The 16523-nt window shown below is 57.1% G+C and carries 13 protein-coding genes and 1 tRNA gene; 8 read left to right on the top strand and 6 right to left on the bottom strand.

What is annotated here, in order from left to right:
- Positions 1-36: 36 nt before the first annotated feature.
- Positions 37-813, bottom strand: coding sequence for a class I SAM-dependent methyltransferase (locus tag CLV83_RS04750; RefSeq protein ID WP_132288241.1), 777 nt, complete (start codon positions 811-813; stop codon positions 37-39).
- Between the two features lie 149 nt (positions 814-962).
- On the opposite strand from CLV83_RS04750, the gene gloB reads away from it, so the two are divergent.
- The 7 genes from gloB to CLV83_RS04715 all read left to right on the top strand — a co-directional run bounded on the left by gloB (position 963) and on the right by CLV83_RS04715 (position 9104).
- A complete protein-coding gene (gene gloB / locus CLV83_RS04745) occupies positions 963-1736 on the top strand; it encodes a hydroxyacylglutathione hydrolase (protein WP_132288238.1) in 774 nt (257 codons plus the stop codon).
- 158 nt (positions 1737-1894) lie between these two features.
- Positions 1895-3256, top strand: a complete 1362-nt coding sequence (locus tag CLV83_RS04740; protein WP_132288236.1) for a LysM peptidoglycan-binding domain-containing protein — start codon at positions 1895-1897, stop codon at positions 3254-3256.
- Positions 3257-3260: 4 nt separating this feature from the next.
- The gene (locus CLV83_RS04735; protein WP_132288233.1) at positions 3261-3509 is read left to right on the top strand and encodes a hypothetical protein; all 249 of its coding nucleotides are present in this window, start codon (positions 3261-3263) and stop codon (positions 3507-3509) included.
- Between the two features lie 52 nt (positions 3510-3561).
- The gene (locus CLV83_RS04730; RefSeq protein WP_243642274.1) at positions 3562-5379 is read left to right on the top strand and encodes an extracellular solute-binding protein; all 1818 of its coding nucleotides are present in this window, start codon (positions 3562-3564) and stop codon (positions 5377-5379) included.
- On the top strand, positions 5379-6470 hold the full coding sequence (locus CLV83_RS04725) for a microcin C ABC transporter permease YejB (RefSeq protein ID WP_132288230.1): 1092 nt from the start codon (positions 5379-5381) through the stop codon (positions 6468-6470). The genes CLV83_RS04730 and CLV83_RS04725 overlap by 1 nt, the downstream gene beginning before the upstream one ends.
- A gap of 1 nt (position 6471) precedes the next feature.
- Positions 6472-7512, top strand: a complete 1041-nt coding sequence (locus CLV83_RS04720; protein WP_243642273.1) for an ABC transporter permease — start codon at positions 6472-6474, stop codon at positions 7510-7512.
- Positions 7509-9104 carry an ABC transporter ATP-binding protein gene (locus tag CLV83_RS04715; RefSeq protein ID WP_132288227.1) on the top strand — a complete coding sequence of 532 codons (1596 nt, stop codon included), beginning with the start codon at positions 7509-7511 and terminating at the stop codon, positions 9102-9104. The genes CLV83_RS04720 and CLV83_RS04715 overlap by 4 nt, the downstream gene beginning before the upstream one ends.
- A gap of 71 nt (positions 9105-9175) precedes the next feature.
- On the opposite strand, the gene CLV83_RS04710 is transcribed toward CLV83_RS04715, so the two are convergent.
- The 5 genes from CLV83_RS04710 to nfuA form a co-directional block, all read right to left on the bottom strand.
- On the bottom strand, positions 9176-11053 hold the full coding sequence (locus tag CLV83_RS04710; RefSeq protein ID WP_132288224.1) for a SurA N-terminal domain-containing protein: 1878 nt from the start codon (positions 11051-11053) through the stop codon (positions 9176-9178).
- Between the two features lie 340 nt (positions 11054-11393).
- Positions 11394-11470, bottom strand: a tRNA-Asp gene (locus tag CLV83_RS04705).
- A gap of 33 nt (positions 11471-11503) precedes the next feature.
- The gene (locus CLV83_RS04700) at positions 11504-11776 is read right to left on the bottom strand and encodes an HU family DNA-binding protein (RefSeq protein WP_104002036.1); all 273 of its coding nucleotides are present in this window, start codon (positions 11774-11776) and stop codon (positions 11504-11506) included.
- A 138-nt stretch (positions 11777-11914) separates the two neighbouring features.
- A complete protein-coding gene (gene lon, locus CLV83_RS04695; RefSeq protein WP_132288221.1) occupies positions 11915-14338 on the bottom strand; it encodes an endopeptidase La in 2424 nt (807 codons plus the stop codon).
- 245 nt (positions 14339-14583) lie between these two features.
- On the bottom strand, positions 14584-15177 hold the full coding sequence (gene nfuA, locus CLV83_RS04690) for a Fe-S biogenesis protein NfuA (RefSeq protein WP_132288218.1): 594 nt from the start codon (positions 15175-15177) through the stop codon (positions 14584-14586).
- A gap of 143 nt (positions 15178-15320) precedes the next feature.
- Here nfuA and CLV83_RS04685 point away from each other — a divergent pair, with 143 nt between their 5' ends.
- Complete coding sequence (locus CLV83_RS04685) at positions 15321-16487, top strand: cation:proton antiporter domain-containing protein (RefSeq protein ID WP_132288215.1); 1167 nt, start codon at positions 15321-15323, stop codon at positions 16485-16487.
- Positions 16488-16523: the final 36 nt, after the last annotated feature.

Here is a 16523-nt window from a genome sequence, read left to right as displayed (position 1 = left end):
GTTTATCCTTGCAGTTGCGAATTATGTTGCGATTGTTCAATGCTCGTCGCGACGACTGTGACCCCGCGCGGTAGGCTTGGGCTCGATGACCGGCAGACTGATCAGCTTGCGCCGCCAGGGTTTGCGCAACGGCGTCATGCCGGGAACATCCTTACGGGCCACCACCACCATGGCCGCACCGGACTGCGCCGGAGCCCGCTGCATCAACCGCCGCAGCCAGCGACAGCGATGCCGCCGATGACTGCTCTCAAAGGGCGGTGCATAAAGCGCTGACACGGCTTTCACCTCGGTAAGTTCCAGCAGGCTGAGCCAGTCCTGCAAGCGCCCGTGACGGATAAAGTGAGCCAACCAGGGTACCTGGCGGCGCCGCTTGAGAAAGCGGAACACACCCCAGAGACTGGCCGGATTGAACCCTACAATCACCAGATGGCCACCTGGCCTGAGCACACGGGAAGCTTCGCGCAGTGTCTGGTGCGGATTTTCGGCAAAGTCGAGCGCGTGATGTAGCAACACCACATCCATCGACTCGCCATCCACCGGCAGCTCATTACTCCTGGCGACGATGGCGCGCTTATCCATACCCAATTCAAGCGTCGGCCCAAGTAGCACACGATGCGGCACCGGGCTCGCCGCGAACATGGGCAGCCGGTTGTCTACACCAACCTGCAGCAGGTGATAGCCAAACAGCGTTGGCAGCACCCGTTCAAGCATCTTGTGTTCCGCATCGATAAGCTCCTGCCCCAAGGGAGAGTCGAACCACTCTTTAAGGGCGGGAATCAGTTCATCGACCTGCGGTGGCTGTTCAAATGTCATAGACTCTTGATTTTTGTGGGTAACGCCAGCGGCACCACCCAGGAGAAAGACCCTTAATCTAGACCCTTATTATAAAGTACCCTGTAGCAAGACTGCACCCGAGCGGTGCAACAGCCAACAAATAAGCACAGTAGAGAAGAGGCCTGCTCATGTTCAGCGTAACGCCCATACCGGCATTTCAGGACAACTACATCTGGGCCCTGGCGGGCTCGACACCGGACGAGATAGCGGTTGTCGATCCGGGCGACGCAGCCCCCGTATTTGCCTACCTGAAAGAGAATAATCTCAGGCTTGCGGCAATCCTGATCACTCACCACCACCCCGATCATACCGGTGGTGTTGCAGACCTTCAGGCAGCCGGCGAAGTTCCCGTTTACGGTCCGGCCAGTTCTCCATTCAAGGGTATCACCGAGCCACTCAACGACAACAGCGAGATTTCCCTGCTGGGCGAAACGCTCAAAATTGGCGCCGTACCGGCCCATACCCTCGACCATATCAGCTACTTCCAGCCCAACAACCAACCGCAACTGTTCTGCGGCGATACACTGTTCCTGGCGGGCTGTGGCCGACTGTTTGAAGGCACAGCGGAACAACTGCATGCCGCAATGAGCTACTTCAAAAGCCTGCCCACGGACACTCAGGTGTTCTGTACCCACGAATACTCGCTCGCCAACCTACGTTTTGCCGCCGCGGTAGAACCAGATAACGCGGACATTCATGCAGTGACCGAAAACGCGAAAAAACTGCGTGAAAACGGACGGCCTACCCTGCCCTCGGACCTGGCGCAGGAGTTGAAGATCAACCCCTTCATGCGCAGCTCAGAAAAACCTGTTGCGGCGGCTGCGGAAAAGCACGCCGGCAAACCGCTCACATCGGAAACCGAAATCCTGGCCAGCCTGCGTCAGTGGAAAGACAACTTCTAACGACGTCCCCCCCGGACCGCTCCGTCTCACAGAGGCCTGAGCGGTCTTAAAATGCTCCCCGATTCAAACAAAACCCAAACCTGCGCCCGGTCATTTGACGCTATTGTTACACGCCCATAAAATGCTCCGCTATTCATTCATTTTCAGGGAGTTGGTGCGTGAGGCCCAAACTAATTCACACTGTTCTAGCCGTTTCTATCGGCCTTGTTCTGGCCGGATGTCAAACGGCAAGCGTAAAGCCTCAGCAAGCCCCGCAGGAACAGGCCAAGGCCGATCAGATAAACGCGCAGGACCTGGCCAAATGGCGCGCAACGCATCTCAATCAGCAGGTAAAAAAAGAGCCCGAACAGGCTAAAGACCTCTGGGATCTGACCCGACACCATCTGGAACTTGAACCCACTATCGACCAGCCTCGCGTCGATGCGGTACTGGCGGAATACCGCCGCAACGACAGTTTTGTGCGTCATGCATCTGATCGTGCAAACCTGTATTACTACTTTGTCCTCGGCGAAGTCTTAAAACGTGAGATGCCCGCCGAGATCGCGCTGCTGCCTTTCGTTGAGAGCGGCTACAACCCTCTGGCAGTATCTCCCAGCCACGCGGCCGGTGCCTGGCAGTTCATCCCCAGTACTGCGCAGCTGTTCAAACTCAAACGCAACTGGTGGTACGACGGACGTCAGGACATTGTTGCCTCCACCAACGCAGCGCTGGATTATCTGCAATACCTGAATGATCGGTTTGACGGCGACTGGCTGCTCTCTCTGGCCGCATATAATTGTGGTGAAGGCTGCGTTGGACGCTCAGTCAAACGCAATCAGCGCGCAGGCAAAGCAACTGACTACTGGTCCCTGCGCCTGCCCCGTGAAACCCAGCGCTACGTACCCAAGCTGATTGCCATGGCTCGTCTGGTCGACAGAGCCGATGAATACGGCATCACCCTGCCGGCAATGCCTAACACCCCCTACTTCGAGATGGTCGATATCGATAGCCAGGTAGAACTGATTAAAGCTGCGAAAATGGCCGGTATCGACCTCGAGCTGATGAAAAAGCTCAACCCCGGTTTCCGTCAATGGGCCACGGACCCAAGCGGGCCGCACAGATTACTGCTGCCCTCCGGAAAAGGTCAGCAGTTCCAGCTGGCGCTGAGCAAGCTCCCCGCAAGCCAGCGTGTCACCTGGACCCGCTATGAGATCCGTAGCGGCGATACGCTGTCACAGATCGCGCGTCGCTTTGACACCACCGTGGAAGTGATTCGCAAGGGTAACAAGCTTTCGTCCAACCGGATTCGCACCGGCAAAACACTGCTTATTCCCACCCGCTCGAGCACCACTACCCTGGCCAGCAACGCCAGCACCCAGCAGGTTCACCAGGTCCGCAGCGGAGAGAACCTCTGGAAGATCGCCCAACACTATGGCATCAGTGCGGATCAGCTGGCAGACTGGAACCAGATCAGCGATTCCCGGAGCATCCAGCCGGGGCAGAACCTGATACTTTACCCAGACAGCAGCAATCCGGGTTGAGCCGTTGGATAGCCTGAGCATCTTCATCATCGTCATCTCTGTAGTGCTGGCGATTGCCTTCAAGTGGTACCTTTTCCGCCGTATCCAGCGCTGGATAGACCGGGACCTGATCAAGGGCCTGGCTTCCAGCAATCCAGCGCTGGAACAGCGTCTGCTTGAAGCCGATCAAGACTTCAGAGCTGCAGGGATGAAACGCGCTGAACGACATCAAAAACTGGAACAACTTGCCTCCAACGGCGAACCCGGGCTATAACCTGCTGTCTCACCTTGAGCGTCCAAGCGTCTGATTTAGCAGGGAGAAGATAGTGTCCATTGGAAAATTCAGAGCCTTGGCTGTGCCGTTGGTGCTAGCCTCTTTCCTATCTACGAACTTTCTATTGGCGAATGCAGCCGCCGCCGATGAGTCTTTAGAACCGCGCGAGGGGATTGCCATGCATGGCGACCTCAAATACGCTCCCGGCTTCACTCATTTTGACTACGTCAACCCGGATGCCCCCAAGGGCGGTAGCATGCGCCACTCGGCGCTCGGGACCTTCGACAGTTTCAACCCGTTCATCATCAAGGGCACCGCGGCCGATGGCATCGGCATGCTCTACGACACCCTGACCACCAAATCCGATGATGAGCCGTTCTCCGAGTATGGGCTACTGGCCAAAGCGATCTACCTGCCGGAGGATCGACGCTGGATCGAATTCGAACTCAATGAAAACGCCCGCTTCAGCGACGGCGAGCCGGTCCAAGCCGATGATGTGGCGTACACTTTTGACCTGCTGCGCGAGCAGGGCACCCCGTTTTACCGTGCCTATTACGCCGGCATCAGCGCGGTAAAGGTGATCTCCGATACCCGTGTGCGATTTGAATTTGGCGAGACCGAGAACCGCGAGCTGCCGCTAATCGTCGGCCAGGTACCGATTCTGCCCAAGCATTACTGGGAAGGTCGTGACTTTACCAAGCCTGGCCTGGATGTACCCGTCGGCTCAGGCCCCTATGTGATCGACAGTTTTGACGCCAGTCGCTCAATCACCTATCGCCGCAACCCGGATTACTGGGGCAAGAGCCTGCCGGTGAACCGCGGTCGTTATAACTTCGACAACATCAGCTACGACTACTATCGCGATGGCACCGTCGCCCTGGAAGCCTTCAAGGCCGGTGAGTATGACTTCCGCCAGGAGAACGCATCCAAGGCCTGGGCGACAGGCTACACCGGCGCCCCGTTCGATGACGGCCGCATTATCAAGAAAACCCTGCCCAACCAGAACCCTGCAGGCATGCAGGCGTTCGTGATGAATACCCGCCGCCCACTGTTCGAGGACAGCCGCGTCCGTGAAGCCCTGGCCTACGCCTTTGACTTTGAGTGGACCAACGAAAACCTGTTCTATAGCGCCTATAAACGCAGCGACAGCTACTTCTCCAACTCCGAAATGGCCGCCAGTGAACTGCCTACCCCAGAGGAGCTGGAGATTCTGGAACCGATCCGGGACCAGGTGCCGCCGGAGGTGTTCACCAAGGTCTATCATGCCCCCACAACCAAAGGCGATGGACGCATCCGCGGCCAGCTGCGCACCGCGCTGCGCCTGCTTAATGAGGCGGGCTGGACACTCAAAGACGGCACCCTGACAAACGCCGAAGGCCAACCCTACCGGTTCGAAATCCTGCTGGTGCAGAAGGAGTTTGAACGCGTGGTGGCCCCGTTCATCCGCAACCTTGAGCGGATGGGGATCAACGTCGATATCCGTATCGTTGATGTATCTCAGTACATCAACCGCATTCGCCAGTTTGACTTCGATATGATCGTAGGCAGCTTTGGCCAGTCCACCTCCCCCGGGAACGAGCAGCGGGAGTACTGGCACTCATCCATGGCCGATCAGCCCGGCAGTCGCAACACCATCGGCATCAAAAACCCCGCTGTTGATTACTTGGTAGAGCAGATCATCCAGGCTCCCGATCGCGAGCAGTTGGTGCTGCGCGCTCGGGCCCTGGACCGGGTACTGCAATGGAACCACTACGTGATCCCCCAATACCACATCGCCGCCTATCGCATCGCTTACTGGGATAAATACGGTATGCCGGAGAAAAATCCGCCCTACGCGCTGGGCCTTGATACCTGGTGGGCCAAACCCTGATGGGAGCATATGTACTTCGACGCGTACTGCTGATGATCCCGACCCTGTTCGGGATCCTGCTACTTAACTTCCTTATCATCCAGCTCGCCCCGGGCGGCCCTGTAGAACAGACCATCGCTCACCTCCAGGGGCTCGGCGTGGACGCCAGCAACCGCATCGGCGCTGGCGCCCAGTCCGACCTGGCCGCCGGCTCCTCTTCCGAGGGGAGCGGCTACCGCGGTGCTCAGGGCCTGGACCCACAACTCATTGCTGATATCGAACAGATGTACGGCTTCGATAAGCCGCCCCATGAGCGCTTTATAAAGATGCTCGGTGACTACCTGACCTTCGATTTCGGGCGCAGCTTCTACAGCGACAAAACCGTGGTCGAGCTGATCATCGAGAAGATGCCGGTATCGATCTCGCTGGGGCTCTGGACCACCCTGCTGACCTACCTTATCTCGGTGCCACTGGGGATTCGCAAAGCGGTTAAGGATGGAACCCCGTTCGATGTCTGGAGCAGCAGCTTCGTTATCGTCGGCTACGCGATTCCCAACTTCCTGTTCGCCATCCTGCTGATCGTGCTGTTTGCCGGTGGCACCTACTTCGAATGGTTCCCCCTGCGCGGTCTCACCTCTCCAGACTTTGACGAGATGACCCTCTGGCAGCAGATCGGCGACTACTTCTGGCACATCACCCTGCCGGTACTGGCATCGGTGGTATCCAGTTTTGCCACGCTGACCATGCTGACCAAAAACGCCTTTCTGGACGAGATCCATAAACAGTATGTGCTGACCGCCAGAGCCAAGGGCCTTAACGAGCGCGGCGTGCTTTACGGCCATGTGTTCCGTAACGCCATGCTACTGATCATCGCCGGCATGCCCGCCGCTCTGATCGGTATCTTCTTCACCGGCTCCATGCTGATCGAGGTTATCTTCTCCCTCGACGGCCTTGGCCTACTCGGTTACGAGGCGGTCATCAACCGGGACTACCCGGTAATTTTCGGCACTCTCTACATCTTCACGCTGGTCGGGTTGATCCTGAAACTGGTATCGGATTTGACCTACACCTTTGTCGATCCGCGCATCGACTTTGAAAGCAGGGAGGTCTGAGATGGCCAACCTGATGCCAACACTGACACCGATACAGAAACGCCGCCTCCAGGCATTTCGACGCAACCGTCGCGGCTTCTGGTCGCTCTGGATCTTTCTCGCGCTGTTTATCCTCAGCCTCGGCGCCGAACTGATCGCCAACGACAAGCCGATCCTGATCGGCTACCAGGGCGAGCTCTACACGCCGATACTGAACAGCTACTCAGAGCTGGAGTTTGGCGGCGAATTCGACACCCCCGCCGACTACAAGGATCCCTATATTGAGGAGCTGATCACCGACAACGGCGGCTGGATGGTCTGGCCGCCGATCCGCTTCAGCTACGACACGATTAATTATGACCTACCGGTGCCGGCGCCCTCCCCACCCAGCGCCGAGAACTGGCTGGGCACTGACGATCAGGGCCGTGATGTGACTGCCCGCGTCATCTACGGCTTCCGCATCTCCGTGCTGTTCGCCCTGGTACTGACCCTCGCCAGCTCGGTGATTGGGGTGGCTGCGGGCGCCGTGCAGGGCTACTACGGCGGCAAGATCGATCTGCTGTTTCAGCGCTTCATCGAAATCTGGTCCGGCCTGCCGGTGCTGTTCCTGCTGATTATTCTAGCCAGCCTGGTCGAACCCAACTTCTGGTGGCTGCTGGGCATCATGCTGCTGTTCTCCTGGATGAATCTGGTGGATGTGGTCCGCGCTGAGTTTCTCAGAGGCCGAAACCTGGAATATGTCCGAGCAGCACGCGCGCTGGGCGTCGATAACCTGCAGATCATGTACCGGCATGTGCTACCCAACGCCATGGTTGCCACACTGACTTTTATGCCGTTCATCTTCAACGGCGGCATCGTCACCCTGACCGCACTGGACTTTCTCGGCTTCGGCCTGCCGCCGGGCTCCCCTTCGCTGGGCGAACTGGTAGCCCAGGGCAAGGAAAACCTGCAGGCCCCCTGGCTCGGACTGACAGCGTTTCTGACGCTGTCACTGATGCTGACACTGCTTATCTTTATCGGTGAAGCGGTCAGGGATGCGTTCGACCCAAGGAAAACACTATGACCGACACCCTGTTTGAAATAGACAACCTGTCGGTCACCTTCGGTGATCCGGCAACCAGCCAACCGGTGGTTAAAGGGGTCAGCTTCCAGCTTAACAAAGGCGAAACTCTGGCACTGGTGGGAGAATCCGGCTCTGGAAAATCGGTAACCGCACTCTCTCTGCTACGACTACTGCCGCCGCATCAGGCTTCCTACCCTGAGGGCGAAATCCGCTTTCAGGGCACAAATCTGCTGAAGGCACCGGAGAGCCAGCTGCGCGAAATCCGCGGCAACCGGGTGGGGATGATCTTCCAGGAGCCGATGACCTCGCTGAATCCACTGCATCGCATTGAGCAGCAGATCACCGAAACCCTGCGCCTGCATCGCGGCGTTACCGGCACCAAGGCGCGACAAAGGGCTCTCGAGCTGCTGGAGCTGGTCGGTATCGATAACGGCGAAGAGCGCCTCAACCACTACCCGCATGAGCTCTCCGGAGGTCAGCGCCAGCGCGTCATGATCGCCATGGCACTGGCCAACGACCCGGAACTGCTGATCGCCGACGAGCCGACCACAGCTCTGGATGTCACCATCCAACAGCAGATTCTGGAGCTGCTGCGGGACCTCCAGCGCAAGCTCGGCATGTCGATTCTGCTGATCACCCACGACCTCAATATCGTACGTCGTCATGCGGACCGGGTTTGCGTCATGTACCAGGGCAGCATCGTTGAGGAACAATCCTGTCAGGCGCTGTTTAACACCCCCCAGCACCCTTACACCCGCAAACTGCTCGACGCCGAGCCCAGCGGGCGACCTCTGCCGTTAAACAGCACTCCGGCGCCGCTGCTGAGCACCGATCACCTGCGCGTCTGGTTCCCGATCAAAAAAGGCTTCTTCAAGCGCACGGTCGATCACTTTAAAGCGGTCGATGGCGTCAGCCTGACTATCGATCACGGGGAAACCCTGGGTATCGTTGGCGAATCCGGGTCCGGTAAAACCACCCTGGCCCTGGCACTGTTGCGGCTGGCGCCATCCCAGGGGCCAATTCTGTTCAAGGACGAAGCGATCGAACAGCTAAAACAGAAGCAGATCAAGCCGCTGCGCAAGCAGATGCAGATCGTTTTCCAGGATCCCTACGGCAGTCTGAGCCCACGCATGTCCGTCGCGGAGATCATCTCCGAAGGACTGGTTGTACAGGGCCAGCAGGATCAGACCGAGATCGAACAACGCGTGACCCAGGTGTTACGTGATGTAGGCCTGGACCCGGAGGTGAGACATCGCTATCCGCACGAATTTTCCGGCGGTCAGCGCCAACGTATCGCTATTGCCCGGGCCTTGATCCTGAAACCGGAATTGATTGTGCTCGACGAACCCACCTCTGCACTGGATCGCACCGTTCAGAAACAGATCATCGAGCTGTTGCGTGACCTGCAGAAGCGTTACCGACTCAGCTACCTGTTCATCAGCCACGACCTGGCCGTGGTTCGCGCACTCAGCCATCGCGTGGCCGTAATGCATAAGGGTCGAGTCGTTGAAAGTGGACCGGCCGATGCAATCTTCCAACAGGCACAACACCCCTATACCCAGAAGCTATTGCAGGCTGCCGGACTCGATTAAAACGCTTCGCAACCTGATCTACAGACATAAAAAAGCCGGCTAACGCCGGCTTTTTCAGTTTCGGATACTGATCAGTTTGTCTCGACTTCTGCCTGATCGCGGAGGTAGTCGATGTGGGCACGGTAAACCTGCTGACCACGCTGGGAGGAGATCATGGAAGCCAGTGCCGCATGCTCTTCATCACTCAGCTCACCGTCGCCTTCCTGCACGGAACGTACGACCACAACCGCTCGAGAACCATCATCCAGCGCAGCGATACCATAGCTGGTCTCGCCCTCGGCAGGCTTCGGCATGGCGAAGGCCTTCTGCACCACTGCCGCAGGCAGATTGCTGTCACCACGACCCGCGGCGGCATGAGACTGCCAAACGCTATCCGCTTCGAGATCCGCAAGCGTACTGCCCGACTCCAGACCTGCCATCAGAGTCTCAACACGCTCTTCGGCCTGCTGAGCTGCCTTTTCGGCGCGCAGCTGCTGCTCCAGTTGATCGCGAACCTCTTCAAACGCCAGCTGACGCGGCTCCAGGTGCTCTTTCAGGTGAACCACGACGGTACGACCGGAATCCAGCTCGATCGGATCGCTGTTGAGATCCTCTTCCAGCACCGCTTCACTGTAAGCAGCATCAACCACACGCTGTGAAGAAGTAACCTCATCTGAACCGCCGGTACGCCCAAACGGCTGGGAGCTGCGAATCTCAAGACCCAGCTCTTCAGATACGGCCTGCAGACCGCTGCTGGAGAAGCTCAGGTCGGCAAGGGTTTCGAGCGCGGCCACATAATCCTGCTCTGCGGCTTCCTGAGCTACCTGCTCACGCAGGTCAGCTTCCGCTTCCGCCAGAGTCGGCGCAGAGGTTTCGCGCACATCTTCAAGCTTGATCAGGTGGTAACCGAACTCGGTACGGACCGGCTCGGAAACCTCACCCGGCTCAAGATCAAACAGCGCGTCTTCAAACGGACCGACGAACACTCCACGACCGTTGTAGCCGAGCTCACCGCCCTGATCGGCGGAACCCAGGTCGCCGGATTCACGTTTGGCCACTGCAGCGAAGTCCGCACCGTCAACGATCTCCTGACGCAGCTCCTGAGCCTTGGCAAGCGCCTGATCTTCATCACGGTCTGGAGTGATATCAACCAGAATATGACGCGCTTCACGCTCTTCATCGGCTTCGTAGCCTGCCAGCATGCGATCGTAGGCAGCCTGGATATCCGCTTCGCTGACATCATCCGGACGTGCAAAGTCAGTGCGATCCAACTCTACGTAGTTCACCGCAACCTGCTCTTCGGTCACCAGCGAGTCAGCCTGCTCGTCATAGGCAGCCTGAAGTTCTTCATCACTGATATCAACCGAGGCGGGATCGATACTGACATTCAGGTAATCGATATCGCGGGTCTGGCGATCCAGAGCGACGAGACGCTCAAGCTCGCTCTGAGTGGAAAATTCAGACAGCATGTAACCCATCTGCGCCTGCTGGATCAGCTGTTCCTTGCGAATCAGGTCGCGATACATCAGCGGGGTGAAACCAGCGCTACGCAGCACCGCTTCAAACTGATTGCGATCGAACTTGCCGTCGACCTGGAACTGAGGGGTAGAGACGATCATCTGGTCGATCATCTGCTCGGAAAGATGGAAACCCATCTCATCGGCGTTCTGCAGCAGCACAGTACGCTGGATCAGACCATCCAGCACCATCTGGCGCAGCAGCTTGTCATCAATGGCGGAAGGATCCGCGTTCTCACCCATCTGAGCGAGCAACTGCCGGCGCTGAAGCTCCATCCCCTGAAACAGATCCTGCTGGCTGATATCTTCGCCGTTAACCTCGGCCGGAGCCGGTTCCTGATTAGCGAGGCTGATCAGCGACTCCACGCCAAACAGCGCGAAGGTGATCGCTATCAGGCCAACGATCACCTTGGCGATGATGCCCTTAGAATTTTCCCTGATGGTTTGAAGCATTGTCTGCGATAGCCCTAAATTTGGTGTCTGGAGGAAGCTACGAATAGATCAACAGTCTCTCGGCGTTGTCTGCGGCACCCTGGTGCGGGGAGCTCTTTACTCACTGCACCCTTGCGTTAGCACCACATCACGCGTTTCGCAGCTTACAGGCTAACTCGCTCTCTGTGTTGAACTTTTTTGCAGCAGGAGTACTACGCCTGCAAAAGTCCGCCCTGATAGCGACCGGGCCTGGAAGCCTGAGATGCTGTGGACTTATTCGTAGCTTCCCTTAAATCGATCAGCAAAACTGAAACAAGTTCTAAAAAAAAAGCGCATTCAGGTTGAATGCGCTTTTCCGATCTGGCGGAACGGACGGGACTCGAACCCGCGACCCCCTGCGTGACAGGCAGGTATTCTAACCAGCTGAACTACCGCTCCTGAACCTGATCAGCACTTCGAACGGCGCGTTTATTAGTTAACGGCGTCCTTGAGAGCCTTGCCAGGCTTGAAAGTCGGCAGAGTAGCGGCAGCGATCTCGATCGGTTTGCCGGTCTGCGGGTTGCGACCGGTACGTGCAGCGCGCTCCTTCACTGAAAAGGTACCGAAACCTACCAGCGCAACAGACTCGCCCTTCTGCAGAGCACCAGTCACTGCTTCCAGCGCTGCGTCCAGCGCACGACCGGCAGCCGCTTTAGGAATATCGGCTGAATCGGCAATTGCGTCGATCAGTTCAGACTTATTCACATTGTTCCCCTTTTATGCATCGAGTCGTTATTTTGCTCTATGTAAAAAATACTTACCCAGCGTGTAGTCACGCACTTTATACCAACTGGCTGAAACGAGTGTCAACTGGCTGGAGCCCTTTTATTCCGGGGCCTCTGGCTAGTGCGTGCTCAATTGACCGGACTCATTCTTGCCGTTCTTCGGCTCACCTGCAACCACTTTATCCTCTTCTTCAGTAAGAGGCTTGGGCTGGTATGCCAACGCAATATCCAGAACCTCATCAATCCACTGAACCGGCTTAATGTCGAGATCAGCTTTGATATTGTCGGGAATTTCCTTCAGATCGCGTTGATTCTCGTCAGGGATGATAACGGTTTTAATGCCGCCACGGTGGGCCGCAAGCAGTTTTTCCTTCAAACCACCGATCGGCAGAACCTGTCCGCGCAGCGTGATTTCACCGGTCATGGCGACATCCGCACGTACGGGAATCTGGGTCAGTGCCGACACCAGAGCGGTGCACATACCGATACCCGCGCTCGGGCCATCCTTCGGTGTTGCGCCCTCAGGTACGTGAATATGCAGGTCATGCTTCTCATGGAAGTCGGAACGGATCCCCAGGGTACGGGCACGGCTTCTGACCACCGTCATCGCCGCCTGGATCGATTCCTTCATGACGTCACCCAGTGAACCGGTATGGGTCAGGCGCCCCTTACCCGGCACCACAGCCGATTCTATGGTGAGGATGTCACCACCCACCTGAGTCCAGGCAAGACCGGTAACGTGACCCACCAGATCCTCTTCCTCGGCCATACCAAACTTGTGTTTGTGTACACCGCAGTAATGCTCGAGGTTGTCGGAGCTGACGGTAATCGCTTCGTTTACGCCACCGAGGGTGATCTCCTTGATCACCTTGCGGCAAACCTTGGCGATCTCACGCTCCAGACCACGTACACCGGCTTCGCGGGTGTAGTAGCGGATCATGTCGATGATTGCAGAGTCATCGATCTCCAGCTCTTTCGCTTTCAGACCGTTCTGCTTGATCTGTTTCGGCGTCAGGTACTTACGCGCGATGTTTAGCTTCTCGTCTTCGGTATAACCCGGAATACGGATGATCTCCATGCGGTCCAGCAGAGGACCCGGAATGTTCATCGAATTCGAGGTGCAGACAAACAGCACATCAGAGAGATCGTAATCTACCTCCAGGTAGTGATCGTTGAAGGTGCTGTTCTGCTCCGGATCAAGTACCTCAAGCAGCGCAGAAGCCGGATCGCCACGATGATCCATACCCATCTTGTCGATCTCATCGAGCAGGAACAGCGGGTTCTTCACGCCGATCTTGGAGATCTTCTGGATCAGCTTGCCTGGCATTGAGCCGATGTAGGTACGGCGGTGACCGCGGATCTCCGCTTCATCCCGCACACCACCGAGCGCCATACGCACGTACTTACGATTGGTCGCGCGGGCAATGGACTGTCCCAGGGAGGTCTTACCGACACCCGGAGGGCCGACCAGGCAGAGAATCGGACCACGCAGTTTCTTGACGCGTTTCTGCACCGCCAGGTATTCGATGATGCGCTGTTTAACCTCTTCGAGACCGTAATGATCTTCGTTAAGGATCTTCTCGGCGCGTTTCATATCCATGCGAACACGGGTTTTGCTGGTCCAGGGGATCTGCAGCATCCAGTCGATATAACCACGTACAACGGTGGCTTCCGCGCTCATCGGAGACATCATCTTGAGCTTGTTGAACTCAGACAGCGTCTTGTCGAGCGCCTCTTTCGGCATACCCGCGTTTTCGATCTTGCGCTGCAGCTCGTCGAGATCGCTGCCGCCGGATTCGTCCATATCGCCGAGCTCTTTCTGAATAGCCTTCATCTGCTCATTCAGGTAGTACTCGCGCTGGCTCTTCTCCATCTGTTTCTTGACGCGACCGCGTATGCGCTTTTCGACCTCCACCAGGTCGATCTCCGCTTCCATCAGCGACATCAGGTGCTCGAGACGCTGACGTGCGCCGAGCATTTCCAGCAGGTTCTGCTTTTCGTCCAGCTTCAGCGCCATGTGTGCGGCGATGGTGTCGGCCAGGCGGCTCACATCTTCGATGTTCTGCAGCGAAGCCAGAACTTCGGACGGAATCTTTTTGTTGACCTGGATATAGCGTTCGAACTGATCAAGCGCAGTACGCTTGTAGACATCGGTTTCGGAAGCACTGATGTTGTCGACGTCGAGCACTTCAACGCTCGCAGCGTAGTGATCCTCTTCGTCGGTCAGTTCGAGGATACGTGCCCGCTCCTCACCTTCCACCAGGACTTTAACGGTACCGTCTGGCAGCTTAAGCATCTGCAGAACGGTAGCCACGGTGCCGGTGCTGAACAGGTCGTCAAAGGTGGGCTCATCTTCGGATGCGCTCCGCTGGGCGACCAGCAGAATCTGCTTGTCGCGCTCCATGGCGAGTTCCAGCGCCTGGATCGACTTTTCCCTGCCAACGAAGAGCGGAATAACCATATTCGGGTACACCACCACATCGCGCAACGGCAGCACGGGAAGCTCTACAGTCACCGCTTCGTTTGATTCATGTTGATCCATGATGAGTGCCTCTTAGCAGCGCATCGGTTTCTGGTCCGATGCTGGATACGACTGGATTTAATGCATCTATGGGGGCCTTATACGGTATTACAACCGGTTACGACCAAATTGCTGTTTTTAGCGGGCGGGAGTGGAGTTTCTAAACGTTATATCAGCTATCAGAGGAGGCCACAAACCGGGCCTGGTAGAATGTCGCTAAGGGAAAAGCGCTGCGCCGGGCACAAACCGCACGGCGCAGCGGCGCATTACTTGTAGTAAGCGTTGGTCGTTTCGGTGTGGTCGGTGACGTCACGTACACCGGCAAGACCGGGAACACGCTCCATCAGAGTCTTCTCGACACCATCCTTCAGCGTCAGATCGACCGCGCTGCAACCCTGGCAGCCACCACCGAATTTGAGCACGGCGACCTGACCCTGCTCGGCATCCACCAGCTCTACAAGCTTGACCTCACCACCGTGCGCGGCAAGACCCGGATTGATATCGGCGTACAGGACATAGTTGATCTGCTCATCGAGAGGGCTGTCCGAGGATACCTTGGGAACTTTCGCGTTCGGCGCCTTGATGGTCAGCTGCCCACCCATACGGTCTTCCGCAAAGTCGATAGTGGCCTCTTCGAGGTAACGGATGCTGTTCTTCTCGATGTAGAAGCGCAGCAGTTCCAGATCATAAATTTCGTCTTCCGGGTTTACTTCATCCGGGCGACAGTAGGCTAGGCAGGTTTCCGCGTAAGGCGTACCCGGCTGGGTAACGAACAGGCGTACAGCGATGCCCTCCACGTTCTGCTTGGCGAGCAGCTCCGCGAGATAGGATTCAGCGCTTTTGGAAACATTAATATCCATCTTATATAAAACCCTTTGGAACGGATGTTTACTTGCAACTAGGATACACGGTTCTTAAACCTGAGTAAATTGATTGGTTATTATCTGCTGCAGTGCAAACAACCTCTCTGATAGACTTATCTCCCGGCAGTAGGAGACGCGCAATGATGGAACACTCGGTTGTCTTTTCTTTTTTCCTGATCTTCAGTGGCGCGGCGGTTCTCGCCTCAATCGCGCTTTATACCCGACAACCGTTGCTTGTCGCCTACGTAGTGCTCGGAGCTGCGCTGGGGCCCTGGGGTCTGCAGGCGGTTACGGATACCAACCTGCTCTCCGACATTTCCCACGTGGGAATAATCTTCCTGCTGTTTCTGCTCGGGCTGGATATGCAGCCCTCCCACCTGATCCATATGCTGCGCAAGGCTACGCTGGTGGCGGTGATCAGCTCGCTGGCGTTTATGGGGATCGGCTACGGAGTCGGCGTGCTATTCGGCTTCACCCAGACCGAGTCGCTGGTGATCGGTGCCGCGGTGATGTTCTCCAGCACCATTATCGGCATCAAGCTGCTACCCACCACCGTTCTGCACCATCGCCATACTGGTGAACTGGTGGTTGGCTTGCTGCTGTTGCAGGATGTGGTGGCGATTCTGGTTCTCCTGCTGCTCAACAGTGGTTCCGGCGAGAGCCCGGCCATGAGCTTCGGTCGCTCCATGCTCGCGCTGCCACTGCTGGCGGTATTCGCCTGGGGCTTTGTGCGCTGGGTGCTGCTGCCGCTGCTGCAACGCTTCGACCGCTTTCACGAATATATCTTTCTGGTCGCCATCGGCTGGTGCCTGGGCATGGCCGAGGGCTCGGTTTATCTCGGTCTCTCGGCGGAAATGGGCGCCTTTATCGCGGGCGTTGCCCTGGCCACGAGCCCCATTTCGCAGTACATCGCGACCAGCCTGAAGCCACTGCGTGACTTCTTCCTGATTCTGTTTTTCTTCTCGGTGGGCGCCAGCTTCAACCTAACGCTGATCGACGATATTCTGCTGCCGGCGCTGGCACTGACCGCCGCCGTACTGGCACTAAAACCGCTGATTTTCCGCCACCTCCTGAAAGGGATCAGCGAATCTTCCGAAACCAGCTGGGAGATCGGTTTCCGGCTTGGCCAGATCAGTGAGTTCTCCCTGCTGATCGCTTATCTCGCGTTCGCCGGCGGCATGATCGGCACCGAGGCCTCCCATGTCATTCAGGCCACGGCGATTCTTAGCTTCCTGCTCTCCACCTACGTGGTGATTTTCCGCTATCCCTCACCGATCGCGGTATCGGACAAGCTACGTCGGGACTAAAGCCCGACGCCTTCGTTACGATTGATGCGGCAACCG

This window comes from Marinobacterium mangrovicola (assembly GCF_004339595.1).
GTDB classification, from domain to species: Bacteria; Pseudomonadota; Gammaproteobacteria; order Pseudomonadales; family Balneatricaceae; genus Marinobacterium_D; species Marinobacterium_D mangrovicola.
The sequence above is the reverse complement of the archived record's forward strand: the minus strand, read 5'-3'. Positions and strand labels throughout refer to the sequence as shown.